This window comes from Bradyrhizobium sp. TM239, from assembly GCF_036247985.1.
Lineage (GTDB): Bacteria > Pseudomonadota > Alphaproteobacteria > Rhizobiales > Xanthobacteraceae > Bradyrhizobium > Bradyrhizobium ottawaense.
On sequence record NZ_BTIR01000005.1, the window covers coordinates 104,617 to 117,544 of the forward strand.

Genomic DNA, 12,928 nt, shown 5'->3' on the forward strand with positions numbered 1-12,928 from the left:
GAGAATGCTCCGTGTGAGAGATCGCGCCGGCGTAGCTGGCCGTCTGCGTCGTCGGCGAATCTAGACGGGAGCGCAGGGCGAACTCAATTGGCGCTGGTTTATACAAAAAAATGATATAATCCTCGGGAGAGGAGAGGATTTGCGGGATGGAATTGCATCAGTTGCGGTGCTTCGTGGCGGCGGCCGAGCAGCTGCATTTCGGCCGGGCCGCGCAGCAGCTCCAGATGCTGCCTTCCGCGCTCGGCCGCCAGATCAGGCTGCTGGAGGAGGATCTGGGCACGCGGCTGTTCGCGCGCACGACGCGTGCAGTGTCGCTCACCGAGGACGGCGCGACGCTGCTGCGCGATGCCCGCTCCATCCTCGCCAAGGTCGAGGCGGTCGAGAGCAATCTGCGCAACCGCTCCCGGGCGGGGACTGCGCGGCGGCTCCGGATCGGCGCCATCGACAGCGCAGCCGCCGGGTTGCTGCCGCCGCTCCTGCGCGACTTCCGCGCCAGGCATCCTGACATCGCGGTGCAGCTGCTCGAGGACAAGACCATCCGGTTGCTGCCGAAGATCCTCACCGGCGCGCTGGATCTCGCCTTCGTTCGCCGGCCCGATCGTGCGGACAAGCGGCTCGAATTCCGCGATCTGCTCCAGGAGACCGCGATCGTGGCGTTCCCGCAGCGGCACGCGCTGGCCGCGCGCAAGTCGATCACGCTGGCCGACATCGCCGACGAGGCGATGCTGGTACCGGACCGCCGCTCGCGGCCGCACAGCCATGATCTCACGATCAAGCTGTTCGAGCAGGCAGGCCTGACGCCGCGCATCGTGCAGGTCGCCGACGAGAAGCAGACCATCATCAACCTGGTGGCCACGAGGCTCGGGGTTGCGATCGTGCCGCGCTGGACGGCGCGCATGGCGGTCACGGGCGTGCGCTTCGTGCCGCTGCGGCCAAGGCAGAGCGGGCCGGTCGGCCGGCTGCCGCTCGCCGCCGCGTGGTTGCGCGGCTCGCGCGATCCGGCCCGCGATGACGTGCTGGCGGTGCTCGAGGCGCGCCTGCGCAGCTATGCGCGGGAGGCGTGAGGGGCTATGACGGAAGCTCGGACCAGAGGTGAGTGCGATGACTGAACAGAGAGCTTCGAGCGAGTTGCGGGTCGCCATTGCCGGTCTGGGCTCGATCGGCACGAAGATCGCGACCGCGCTCGATCAGGGCATCGAGGGGCTGGCGCTGTCGGCCGTGGCCGTGCGCGATCCCGCCAAGCATCAGGCCTTCATCGGCGGTCTGCGTCATTCGCCGAAGATCCTGCCGATCGATCAGCTCGGCGAGGTCGCCGACATCGTGGTCGAGTGCGCACCGAGCAGCCGGTTGCGCGCGATCGTCGAGCCCGCTGTGAAGCGCGGCAAGGCCGCGGTCGTGGTCAGCGTCGGTGGATTGCTCGACAATTTCGATCTCGTCGATCTCGCGCGTGCCAATGGCGGCCGCATCATCGTGCCGACCGGCGCGCTGATCGGGCTCGACGCCGTCAACGCCGCCGCAATCGGCAGCATCCAATCCGTGAAGATGGTGACGCGCAAGCCGATCGACGGGCTGAAGGGCGCACCGTTCATCGTTCAGAACAACATCGACATCGACAATCTGCGCGAGCCGCTCAAACTGTTCGAGGGCAGCGCGCGCGAAGCGGCGAAGGGCTTTCCGGCGAACGTCAACGTCGCCGTTGCGCTGTCGCTGGCGGGAATAGGGCCCGATCGCACCCAGATCCAGGTTTGGGCCGACCCGACCGTGACGCGCAACGTTCACCGCATCGAGGTCGAGGCGGATTCAGCGCGGTTCTCGATGGGCATCGAAAACATCCCGTCCGAGAATCCAAAGACCGGCCTGATCACCGCGCTGTCGGTGATCGCGCTGCTGAAGAAGCAGCGCGCCACGCTGTGTGTGGGGACGTGATCCTTCACGCGCCCGTGACGCGCCAGATCACGTTGCCGACGTCGTCGGCCATCAGCAGCGACTTCTTGTCGGGGCCGATCGCGACGCCGACCGGGCGGCCGTAGGATTCCTTCTCGTCCGGGGACAGGAAGCCCGACAGGATGTCGCGACCGGGGCCGGACGGCTTGCCGTTCTCGAACGGGATGAACACCAGCTTGTAACCGGACAGCGTGCTGCGATTCCACGAGCCGTGCTGGCCGATGACCATGCCGTCGGGGAAGCCCGGCAGCGTGCCCGCGGGCATCCAGCACAGGCCGAGCGAGGCGGTGTGGCCGCCGAGCGCGTAGTCCGGTTGAAGCGCCTTGGCGACCATCGCCGGATCCTGCGGCACGCGGTCGTCCACCGTCTTGCCCCAATAGCAATAGGGCCAGCCGTAGAAGCCGCCGTCGCGCACCGAGGTGAGATAGTCCGGCGGCGTCTCGTCGCCGAGGCCGTCGCGCTCGTTGACGACGGTCCAGAGCACACCCGTATTTGGCTCCCACGCAAGACCGACTGGATTGCGCAGGCCGGCGCCGAAAATGCGATGCGTGCCGGCGGCGAGATCGAGCTCGTAGACCGCGGCGCGGCCTTCCTCGACCTCCATGCCCATCTCGGCGATGTTGCTGAGCGAGCCGACGCCGGCATAGAGCTTGTTGCCGTCGGGGCTTGCGAGCAGGCTGCGGGTCCAGTGGCCGCTTGGCTTGAACGTCGTGAGCCGCTTGCCCGGCGCGGTGATGCGGTCGGCATTGGCGGCGTATGGGAAAGCCATCACGCCGTCGGTATTGCCGACGTAAAAAGTGTCGCCGACCAGCGCCATGCCGAACGGCTGGCTGAGGTTTTCCATGAAGGCGCCGCGGTGTTCGGCGACGCCGTCGCCGTCCTTGTCGCGCAGCAGCGTGATGCGGTCGGCGGACACGCCGAGCGCCGCGGCGCGCCGCATCGTAGCCTGCATCGCATAGTGAAACACGCTGCGCGGCGCGCCGGCGATCTGCGTGGCCTCCGCAATCAGCACGTCACCGTTCGGCAGCACCTCGATCCAGCGCGGATGGTCGAGCCCGGTTGCGAACGCATTGACCTTGAGCCCGGGCGCCACGGTCGGCTTCTGGCCCTCGCTCCAGCCGCGCGCGGACGGCATCTTCAAGGTCGGGATCGCGCCTTGCGGCTTGGCTTCGGGGATCGCCGGCGTTTGGCCCCAGGCCGGCGCAGGTGTGTTGCCCGAGAGCTTCCGCCATTGCAGCGCAATGCCGCCGAGGAGCGCGACGAACTGCGCAAAGATGCTGGAAAAGGTCATGTAAATCCCCTGTTGAACGTGCGGCACAGTCCAACGGATCGCCCAATGCCCTGCGCGGGCTCAGGCCTGATCGCCGATCTCTCCAGATCCACGATGGAATGTCGTCGTGCCTCGTTGCGCGCGCATCCAACGTGCTGGCGGTAAAAAGGTCAACGCCGGGGAACTCGACGGACGTCCATTCCCATGGAATGGCAGCCGACTAAATTTGCATGGAGAGGGGCCGCGGCGGTTCCTGACCCGTCATCCTGACGTGCGGGCCATGGGGCGCAACGCGCCGCATGGGGGAGCCTCGAAGGATGGAAGGCCCGGATGCATTAGCGGCTGTGCATCCTTCGAGGCTCAGCCAGCGATGCGTTCGCGTCGCCGGCTGAGCGCCACAGGATGACGGGATTAGCCGCAAACGTTACGCGAGAGAGCGATAGGCGAGCTGCTAGCCCTTACCGCGGCGACAGGAACGGGATGATCATCGGCACGCGGCGGCAATAGGCGCCGTAGGCGTCCTCGCCGAGCTCCTTGGACAAAAACACCTCTTCCATTCGGCCCTTCTGCCACATGCCGAGCGAGATCAGGACGGCGCCGAGGATCGTCGTTATGAGGCCGATCGCGATGCCGGTGACGAGCATGCCGAAGATCAACCCGGTGTAGATCGGGTGACGCACGATGCCGTAGGGGCCGGTGTCGATCACACGATGGTCTTCCTTGTGGGTGATGGTGTTGGACCAGAATTTTCCGAGATGCAGCCGGCCCCACCAGGCGAAGGCGATGCCGGCGGCCGAGAGGACCGCGGCGATGATGATGCCGGTGTTGCCGAGCACCCAGAGCGGCTTCCAGCCCAGCAGCTGTGCAATCCAAGGCGTGTACAGGATGCCGCCGACCAGGATCGGGATGCGATAGCGGCCGGACTCCAGCGTCATGACCTGCTTCTTGGTCTGCCCCTGCCAGAACGAGGCGCCGACCCAGCTGGCGAGAAAGGCAAGCCAGATCAGGGCCAGGAGTTCGGTCGGCCAGGCCGTGGTCCAGCCACCCCAGGCCACAGAAAGAAGCTTGCTGAAATCGAAGGACATGAAGGTTCTTTGCGTTGGGCGGCGGCTTCAGCTCGCGCGCGAGGAGAGCGCGTGATGCTTGATGGCGCCGGAGGGCTGCTGGCCGTTGCGGGCGAGCAGATGGGTGATGGTTTCACGCAGCACGGGCTCGATCGGACGCGGCGCGTAGCCGAGCTCGGTGCGCGCCTTGCCGATCGAGAGGTCGCTTGCGGCGAGCGCAATGCGCACGCCCTCGGCGGTGCCGTTGGGTGGCCGCCGCGTGACGCGATCGGCGAGATATTCGAGCATGATGCCCGAGAGCTCGGCGATCTTGCCGGGCACGACGACCGGGAACTGCCGGCGGCCGCTCATCGCCGACATCATCCGCAGGATGTTGCCGAGCGGGACGCAGTCGCCGCCGAGGATGTAGCGCTGGCCGATGCGACCGCGCTCCATGGTCAGCACGAGGCCCATGGCCACGTCGCGGACGTCGACGAGGTTGACCAGGAAGTTGAGATGCGGCTGCACCTTCTTCTGGAGGAAGTACCACAGCATCGCCGTCGGCGGCGTCAGATTATGGTCGGCCGCGCCGATCGGCATGGTCGGCGTGCCGATCACGAGCGGAAAGCCGCCGGCCGCCGCTTTCGCGGCATGATGCTCGGCGAGCGACTTCGAGCGCGTATAGGCACCCGGCATGGCGTCGGCCGGCTGCAGCGTCTCTTCGGCGGCAGCGCCTTTGAGGTCGGAATAGGGGAACAGGATCGATTCCGTCGAGCAGTGCAAAAAGCGCGACACGCCGCGCTTCATTGCGGCCGCGAGCACGATTTCGGTGCCGCGACAGTTGACGTCGTGAAAGTCCTGCTTGTTGGCGACCCACATGCCGGGCAGGCCGGCGAGGTGATAGACCTGATCGACCCCGGCGATTGCAGCATCGACCGCGGCGCCGTCGAGCACCGAGCCGTGGACGTATTCAACATCCGCGTTCGCCGCGGACGGCGCGCGGACATCGAGAACGCGCACCCGCTGCCCACGGGCGCGGAGCGCTTCGACGAGGTGATGTCCGATGAAGCCACTGCCACCGGTAACCAGTACGAGAGCCATGCAGAAGGTTGCTGTTTCGCGTCTAGAGCTATCGGGTTGAAAGGGAATTGGTCGGAAGAGGCGCCAGAATCGCGGCAAGGTCGCGACGGAAGCCCAATGCAATGAATAATTTTGCCATCACGAACATCGGTCCAAGCAAAAGATGCGAAGGAAAAGTGAACAACGAGGCTTCGCGGCCCTCAAAAACCTTGTGGCCGACGGTCTGCGCGGCGAGGCCGAGCACCACCAGCGCGGCGAAAATCGCCCACATCGTCGCGGTGCCGACTTGCGCCGCAACGGCCGTCGCAACCGAAAATAGCACGATCGAGACTGCCAGAATGCCGATCCCGAGCGCCACATCGAGCAGCAGCCAATACATCAGGACCGGCAAGGCCAGGATCACGGCGAGGCTGACATCGAAACCGAACAGCGGAAGCCTGACCAGCGTCAGCGGCATCACGGCGCCGGTGAACAACAGGAGAATGCCGACCACATGCATCGCCGTGTTCCGGGGGTCGCGATGGTACTCGACATAAACGGCAAGTTGGCGCTGGAAATAGCCACCCATTTCGGTCTCATGCAGCACGGGGTCGGGGAAGGGCGAACAGAGGCTATAGCACTGGACCGGGCGGTGCACAAACCGGCGCTTTTGTCGCGTGAAACCGTATTTGTGCGCCCCGGACAGGTTACAAAACGATCGGGACTTCAAAGGGTTCCGTCGGGTGCGAAACTGCGTTCGCTCAGCGCTTCTTGGCGGGCTTTTTCGCCGCAGGCGCAGGCGCCGCAGCCGGATGCGCAGGCGCCTCCTCTGGCACCTTGGCGTAGGTCAGGATCTGCAACTGGCCGTTGACGGCCGAGGTCGGCTTGGCCCGGTCGAGAAACTGCTCCTCGCCGAGGCCGATCGGATGCAGACGCTTGGTCGAGATCTTGAACGTGTTCACCAGCACGTCGCGGATCGCGTCGGCGCGGCGCTGGCTCAGGATCGCATTGGCCTCGCGCGTTTTCGAGTTCGATTCGACGTGGCCGACGATCAGGAACGTGTAGGGCAGCAGCGAGGAATGAACCAGCGCGTCCGCGATGCGGCCGACGGTCTGGTAGGAGGCCGGCTGGATGATCGGCGTGTCGGCATCGAACTGGATCTGCGCGTTGAAGGCGGGCAGCTTGGCGAGGTCAGGCGCGATCGGCGGCCGGTTCACCGGACCCGGATCGTTCTTGATCCTGGCCTTGGCGCGCTCCATCACCTGCTGCTTCAGCGCGGGAAGGTCGACCTCGGCGGCTTCTTCGAAATGGTTGAGCTTGCCGACGATGTCGTCGCGGGTCGGCGCCGCCGTCTGGGCACCGGCAGCGCCCGCGAGCAAAGCGAGGCCGAGCGCGACCGCAGTTCCGGCAATGAAAAGCCTGTTCGCGCGCATCAGCGGTACCCCGCGTCGTCGACGGCTTTCAGGCAGTTGTTGCTGATGCCCTTGGGCGTCGAAACCAGGCAGGGGATCGACTTGCTGGTCTCCTTGGTCGAGCCGCCGCAGACCTTGACGATCTCGCGCTGGCAGGCGTTCGCCACCGTGACGCGCGCGGCGACGCGCTTCTGGATGGCGTCGAACGCGCCGAGATAGTCGCTCTGGCACTGCTGGGACAGCACGTCGCGGTTGCGCGACAGGCACTCCTTCAGGCGGGTCGAATCCGGGTTGACGCCGCGGCAATTGGCGACGATTTCCGCACCGCAACTTTTGGCCAGGAGCCCGATCGAATCGCCAAAGCTCATAGTCTCCGCCGCGCTAAGCGACGGCATCCCCAATGCCAGCAAGATCAGTGCGATGCCCCGGACCATGGCGGCATCTGATACGGGGAAGTTCGGGCGGGTCAAGGGCTGTTCGGGGGAGATCTGTTGAACGCCAGGCGAGTGCGGCGAACAGTCCTCACTCGGCAGCGTGGGCGCGGGTAGGTAGTTCGATCAGGGCGACCATGTATTTCCTGAGGTCGTCAGCGACCTCCGGATCGGCCTTAAGTTCGGTCAACGTCCTTGGCGAGGGAAGCTGGCGGCCGTCCCCAATCAGCTCCTGCGCATAGAGTTCAAGCGCTTCTGGCGCATTCTCCAAGGCTTCGTCGATGTCGTCGCCGCCGGAAATGCAGCCGGGCAGGTCCGGAAACCACACTCCAACGGCATGGTCCGGCCCAGCGTCCTCAATGATGGCAATGTAATGAGCCATATCGACCTCAGTCGGGCTTCCAACCCGCCCCCTTATAGATGGCACGGACCAAGCCCTTTCCCAAGTCCTTCTTAGGATGCGGAACGACGATCGCTTCGCCCGAAGCGGGACTTTTGAATACGTGATGCGAGCCGGTCACACGCACGAGTTTCCAACCCTCTTGCTCCAGGCGCCGAATTATGTCGCGGCTCGCGGTCAGCATGATGTCCTCCAAGAGAATCACCTGACCACAAACTAATCCGGGGTAACTAGTGTTTGGTGAGCGGAGCGGCTTTGCTCACGCCCGCTGCACGAAGCTGTCCACGACCTTCTTCTCGCCGGCCTTGTCGAAGTGGATCGTGAGCTTGTTTCCGTCGATCTTGGTGACGTGGCCGTAGCCGAATTTCTGGTGGAAGACGCGGTCGGAGAGCGAGAAGTCCGAGATCGTGCCGGTGGATTTGGCAACCAACTCGCCCTCGATGGTCATCGGACCGCGGCGGCGCGAGGAGAAGCTGCCGAAGTCGGGGCCTGATGACGAGGACGAGGAGAACGTTGCTGCCTCTTCCTCGAAGCCGCCGCTTCTAACGCCACCGCTTCCGCCGCCATTGCGGCCGCCGCCCCGGTTGCGGTTGCCTTCTCGGTTGGCCTGGGCGCGCTGCCAGCCCGGCGTCGAATAGGTCGAGCCGAACGCCTCCATGTCGTCGAAGCGTGAGGCGCCGTAGCCGCCGGTGCCGCCCCAGGCCGAGCCGCCCTTGGATTCGGTGATCTCGACATTGGCCGCCGGCAGTTCGTCGAGGAAGCGCGACGGGATCGTGGTCGACCAGGTGCCATGGATCCGCCGGTTGGTCGCGAAATAGATTTTCGCGCGGCGCCTTGCGCGGGTCAGGCCGACATGGCCGAGCCGGCGTTCTTCCTCGAGGCCGGCGCGGCCCTGTTCGTCCAGCGTGCGCTGGCTCGGGAACAGGCCTTCCTCCCAGCCGGGCAGGAACACGTTGTCGAATTCGAGCCCCTTGGCCGAATGCAGCGTCATCAGCGACACCGCGTCCTCATCGGCGCCGCTGTCGCGGTCCATCACCAGCGAGATGTGCTCGAGGAATCCTTGCAGGTTCTCGAACTCCTCCATCGAGCGCACCAGCTCTTTCAAATTCTCCAGCCGGCCTGCGGCGTCCGCCGAACGGTCCTTCTGCCACATCTCGGTATAGCCGCTCTCGTCGAGCACGATCTGGGCGAGGTCGGTGTGCGCGGTGACCTCGCGCTGGGCGCGCCAGCGGTCGAACTGGGCGACGACTTCGCGAAGCGAGCCGCGCGCCTTCGGCTTCAGCTCGTCGGTCTCGACTACGGCGCGCGCCGCTTCGAACAAGGGAATGCGGCGCTTGCGGGCGTGGTCGTGCAGCATCTGCACGGTGGCGTCGCCGAGTCCTCGTTTGGGCACATTGACGATACGCTCGAAGGCGAGGTCGTCGGCCGGCGAGTTGATGACGCGCAAGTACGCCAGCGCATCGCGGATTTCGGCGCGCTCGTAGAAGCGAGGGCCGCCGATGACGCGGTAGGGCAGGCCGAGCGTGACGAAGCGGTCTTCGAACTCGCGCATCTGATAGGAGGCGCGCACCAGGATCGCGATCTCGTTGAGCTTCTCGCCCTTGCGCTGGATCTGCTCGATCTCCTCGCCGATGCCGCGGGCTTCCTCTTCCGAATCCCACGAGCCCGTCACCGTGACCTTCTCGCCGTCCTGGTCCTCGGTGCGCAGCGTCTTGCCGAGCCGGCCTTCATTGTGCGCGATCAGGTGCGAGGCGGCGGCGAGGATGTGGCCGGTCGAGCGATAGTTGCGCTCGAGGCGGATGACCTTGGCGCCGGGGAAATCGTGGTCGAAGCGCAGGATGTTGTCGACCTCGGCACCGCGCCAGCCATAGATCGACTGGTCGTCGTCGCCGACGCAGCAGATGTTCTTGGTGGGGGGCGTCTGCTCCCTCGCCCCGCTTGCGGGGAGAGGGTCGGGGTGAGGGGGAGTCTCCACGAGCGCGGTGCTCGGAGAGTCCCCCTCACCCGCCGCGCTTTGCGCGTCGGCCTCTCCCCGCAAGCGGGGAGAGGCGAAGGACGGGGACGACGGCGCCTGCGACAGCAGCCGCAGCCACAGATATTGAGCGACGTTCGTGTCCTGATACTCGTCCACCAGGATGAATTTGAAACGCTGCTGGTACTGCCGCAGAATATCCGGATGCTCGCGGAAGATGCGGATATCTTCCAAAAGCAGATCGCCGAAATCCGCCGCGTTCAAAATCTTCAGCCGCTCCTGATAGCTCGCATAGAGCTTGCCGCCCTTGCCGTTGCCGAACATGGCGGCTTCGCCTGACGGCACCTGCGACGGCATCAGGCCGCGGTTCTTCCAGCCGTCGATCAGGCCGGCGAGCATGCGTGCTGGCCAGCGCTTGTCGTCGATGTTCTCGGCCTGCAGCAGCTGCTTCAGCAGCCGCACCTGGTCGTCGGTGTCGAGCACGGTGAAGTTGGACTTGAGCTGCGCCAGCTCGGCATGGGTGCGCAGGATGCGGCCGCCGATGGAGTGGAAGGTGCCGAGCCACGGCATGCCCTCGACGGCATGGCCGAGCATCTGGCCGAGCCGGTGCTTCATCTCGCGCGCGGCCTTGTTGGTGAAGGTCACCGACAGGATCTCGGCGGGGCGGGCGCGGCCCTGGCTCAGGATATGGGCGATCCGCGTCGTCAGCACGCGCGTCTTGCCGGTGCCGGCGCCGGCCAGCACCAGGACCGGGCCGTCCAGCGTCTCCACGGCCTCGCGCTGCTCCGGATTGAGCCCGGACAGATATTTCGGGCCCACCGAGGCGCGCGCACGCGCGGCGATGCCGCCGGCTGCGGGCTGGTGATCGGGGACGTTCTGGGACGTGATCTTGCTCGGCTCGGTCATGCGAATCATAGGCCCCACGATGGCACCGGGGGGTGGCGGAAGGGAGCCTTCTAACAGGGATTGGTGTCTATATGGGGCGGCGGAATGAGGTTTTCCACGTGCGCGGCAGGCCAATTTGTTCCTGCGGGCCTTTCGAATTTCCACCCTGCGCGGATCGGAACCATCGTTCCCGCCTCGAGATTGTCTGGGCAGGTGGCGCGGCCAGCCGCGCCAAACGCAGACAGACATCAAGACGAGGGTTTTACCATGCTTGGCTGGGTTGTGACGTTTCTGGTTATCGCATTGATCGCCGGCATCCTGGGCTTCGGCGGCATCGCCGGCGCCTCGATCGAGATCGCCAAGATCATCTTCTTCATCGCGGTCGTTCTGTTCCTGGTCTCGGCCGTGGTCGGCCTGGCCCGCGGTCGCAACAGGATCTAGTGCGCCGGATCACGCGCTACCGCTTCGAGGGCATCGCCACGTTGCGGCCGATGCCCTCGGGGCGCGCCACCGCGCTGTGGGCCTTTGTGACCGCAGCGATGCGCTCGCTTATATCCGGCGGAAAAGGCGCAACCTTGCGCGAGTTCATGTCCATATGAAGCGACATGTTCTCGGAAGTCGCCGACAGCCAGCCTTCGCTTGCGTGCCGCATCTCCTCGAACGTGTGCAGCCGCTTGTCGTCGGCCTCCAGCAGCCAGACCAAGATCTGCACGGGATCGCCGAGGTGGATTTCGCGCAAGTAACGCACGTGGCATTCGGCGGTGAAGGTCGAGCCGAGGCGTTCCTTCATGTAAGCCGGCCCGATGCCGAGCTCGGCCCAGAGCTGGTCGATCGCGCGGTCGAACATCACGTTGTAATAGGCCATGTTGAGATGGCCGTTATAATCGATCCATTGCGGCTCGATCTGCATGATCGAGGCGCGGAATGGCCGTGCTTGGGGCGCTGAGGCGGCAGTCTCCGGCATGTTTCCTTCCAGCTATGCGTCCGGTCGCTTGACTTGACCGGTTTTATGTCCTTTGCCACGGTTCTTCTGTCGGGAGGAATTCCGTGGGTACGACCATCACCAATAATCCGCCGCGGCCGGAGCCGAAAGCCCTCGCGAGCGCACTGGAGCAGCTTGCCGCACGCTTCGGCAACCGCCTCATCACATCACAGGCCGTGCGCGAGCAGCACGGCCATACCACCACCTGGATCCCCAACCAGCCGCCGGATGGCGTGGTAATGGCGCAGGAGACCGCCGACATCCAGGACGTGGTGAGGATCTGCGCCAAGAACCGCGTCCCCGTCATTCCCTTCGGCACCGGCACCTCGCTCGAGGGCCAGGTCAACGCGCCCGCCGGCGGTATCTCGATCGACCTGCGCGACATGAACAAGGTGCTCGCGGTGCACGCCGAGGACCTCGACTGCGTGATCCAGCCCGGCGTGACCCGCAAGGCGCTCAACGAGCATCTGCGCGACCAGGGCCTGTTCTTCCCGATCGATCCCGGCGCGGATGCCTCGCTCGGCGGCATGGCCTCGACCCGTGCCTCCGGCACCAATGCGGTGCGCTACGGCACCATGCGCGACAGCGTGCTGGCGCTGAAGGTGGTGCGCGGCGACGGCGAGATCATCACCACCGGCACGCGCGCCAAGAAATCATCCGCCGGCTACGACCTGACCCATCTGTTCGTCGGCGCCGAAGGTACGCTCGGCATCATCTCGGAGCTGACCATCCGTCTGCGCGGCATCCCCGACACGATCGCGGCCGGTGCGGTGTCGTTCGAGAGCGTGCACGGGGCCTGTCAGGCCGTGATCCTGGCGATCCAGACCGGCATTCCCGTGGCGCGCATCGAGCTGCTCAACGCCGCGCAGGTGAAAGCCTGCAACGCCTATTCGAAGTTGACGCTGCCGGAGACGCCGCTGCTCCTGATGGAATTCCACGGCAGCGAGATCGAGGTCGCCGAGCAGTCCAAGGCCTTCGGCGAGATCGCGAAGGATTGCGGCGGCGGCGATTTCTCCTGGACCACGAAGCCCGAGGATCGCACGAAGCTGTGGCAGGCGCGGCACGACGCCTATTGGTCGGTGAAGGCCCTGCGGCCCGGCGACAGCATCGGCGTGGTCGCAACCGACGTCTGCGTGCCGATCTCGCGGCTTGCCGACTGCGTCAGCGAAACCGAAGAGGATCTCAAGCGCCTCAATCTGCTGTCGCCGATCGTCGGCCATGTCGGCGACGGCAATTTCCATTGCTCGCTGGTCTGCGACACCAACGACGCGGCGGAGATGGCGCGCGGCGAAGAGTTCATGCATCGCCTGGTCGAGCGCGCGCAGGCCATGGACGGCACCTGCACCGGCGAGCACGGCATCGGGCAGGGCAAGCAGAAATACCTCAAGGCGGAACTCGGCCCCGAGGCGCTCGATGCGATGCGGGCGCTGAAAAAGGCGCTCGATCCGCTCAACATCTTCAACCCCGGCAAGATCGTGCCGGAGGCGTAGGCCTTCGGCACCACAAGCCGCCGCAGGGCCGATGCCGTCC

Annotated in this window: 14 protein-coding genes; 4 read left to right on the top strand and 10 right to left on the bottom strand. The window is 65.6% G+C overall.

Going from position 1 to position 12,928, the window contains the following annotated elements:
• Positions 1-146: 146 nt before the first annotated feature.
• Positions 147-1,064, top strand: a complete 918-nt coding sequence (locus AABA84_RS09305; RefSeq protein WP_338311927.1) for a LysR substrate-binding domain-containing protein — start codon at positions 147-149, stop codon at positions 1,062-1,064.
• 37 nt (positions 1,065-1,101) lie between these two features.
• Positions 1,102-1,926 carry an aspartate dehydrogenase gene (locus tag AABA84_RS09310; RefSeq protein ID WP_338311928.1) on the top strand — a complete coding sequence of 275 codons (825 nt, stop codon included), beginning with the start codon at positions 1,102-1,104 and terminating at the stop codon, positions 1,924-1,926.
• Positions 1,927-1,930: 4 nt separating this feature from the next.
• Here AABA84_RS09310 and AABA84_RS09315 read toward each other — a convergent pair whose 3' ends face one another.
• From AABA84_RS09315 to AABA84_RS09355, 9 genes are all read right to left on the bottom strand, one after another.
• A complete protein-coding gene (locus AABA84_RS09315; RefSeq protein WP_338306221.1) occupies positions 1,931-3,235 on the bottom strand; it encodes a PQQ-dependent sugar dehydrogenase in 1,305 nt (434 codons plus the stop codon).
• A 437-nt stretch (positions 3,236-3,672) separates the two neighbouring features.
• Positions 3,673-4,299, bottom strand: a complete 627-nt coding sequence (locus AABA84_RS09320; RefSeq protein ID WP_212249914.1) for a methyltransferase family protein — start codon at positions 4,297-4,299, stop codon at positions 3,673-3,675.
• A 27-nt stretch (positions 4,300-4,326) separates the two neighbouring features.
• Entirely contained in the window at positions 4,327-5,358 is a 1,032-nt protein-coding gene (locus tag AABA84_RS09325) for an NAD-dependent epimerase/dehydratase family protein (protein ID WP_338311929.1), read from the bottom strand.
• Positions 5,359-5,386: 28 nt separating this feature from the next.
• Entirely contained in the window at positions 5,387-5,905 is a 519-nt protein-coding gene (locus AABA84_RS09330) for an Mpo1 family 2-hydroxy fatty acid dioxygenase (protein ID WP_338311930.1), read from the bottom strand.
• Positions 5,906-6,077: 172 nt separating this feature from the next.
• Entirely contained in the window at positions 6,078-6,749 is a 672-nt protein-coding gene (locus tag AABA84_RS09335; protein ID WP_212249911.1) for an OmpA family protein, read from the bottom strand.
• Entirely contained in the window at positions 6,749-7,162 is a 414-nt protein-coding gene (locus tag AABA84_RS09340) for a hypothetical protein (RefSeq protein WP_212250091.1), read from the bottom strand. The genes AABA84_RS09335 and AABA84_RS09340 overlap by 1 nt, the downstream gene beginning before the upstream one ends.
• 88 nt (positions 7,163-7,250) lie before the next feature.
• The gene (locus AABA84_RS09345; RefSeq protein WP_212249910.1) at positions 7,251-7,541 is read right to left on the bottom strand and encodes a type II toxin-antitoxin system HicB family antitoxin; all 291 of its coding nucleotides are present in this window, start codon (positions 7,539-7,541) and stop codon (positions 7,251-7,253) included.
• A 7-nt stretch (positions 7,542-7,548) separates the two neighbouring features.
• Positions 7,549-7,743, bottom strand: coding sequence for a type II toxin-antitoxin system HicA family toxin (locus AABA84_RS09350; RefSeq protein ID WP_212249909.1), 195 nt, complete (start codon positions 7,741-7,743; stop codon positions 7,549-7,551).
• Between the two features lie 75 nt (positions 7,744-7,818).
• Positions 7,819-10,446 carry an ATP-dependent helicase gene (locus AABA84_RS09355; RefSeq protein ID WP_338311931.1) on the bottom strand — a complete coding sequence of 876 codons (2,628 nt, stop codon included), beginning with the start codon at positions 10,444-10,446 and terminating at the stop codon, positions 7,819-7,821.
• 237 nt (positions 10,447-10,683) lie between these two features.
• Between AABA84_RS09355 and AABA84_RS09360 the strand changes: the two genes are divergently transcribed.
• Positions 10,684-10,857: a DUF1328 domain-containing protein gene (locus AABA84_RS09360; RefSeq protein ID WP_008556598.1), complete on the top strand. Its 174-nt coding sequence runs from the start codon at positions 10,684-10,686 to the stop codon at positions 10,855-10,857.
• Positions 10,858-10,873: 16 nt separating this feature from the next.
• Here AABA84_RS09360 and AABA84_RS09365 read toward each other — a convergent pair whose 3' ends face one another.
• On the bottom strand, positions 10,874-11,380 hold the full coding sequence (locus AABA84_RS09365; RefSeq protein WP_338311932.1) for a thioesterase family protein: 507 nt from the start codon (positions 11,378-11,380) through the stop codon (positions 10,874-10,876).
• Between the two features lie 83 nt (positions 11,381-11,463).
• Between AABA84_RS09365 and AABA84_RS09370 the strand changes: the two genes are divergently transcribed.
• Positions 11,464-12,888 carry an FAD-binding oxidoreductase gene (locus AABA84_RS09370; protein WP_212249900.1) on the top strand — a complete coding sequence of 475 codons (1,425 nt, stop codon included), beginning with the start codon at positions 11,464-11,466 and terminating at the stop codon, positions 12,886-12,888.
• Positions 12,889-12,928 lie beyond the last annotated feature (40 nt).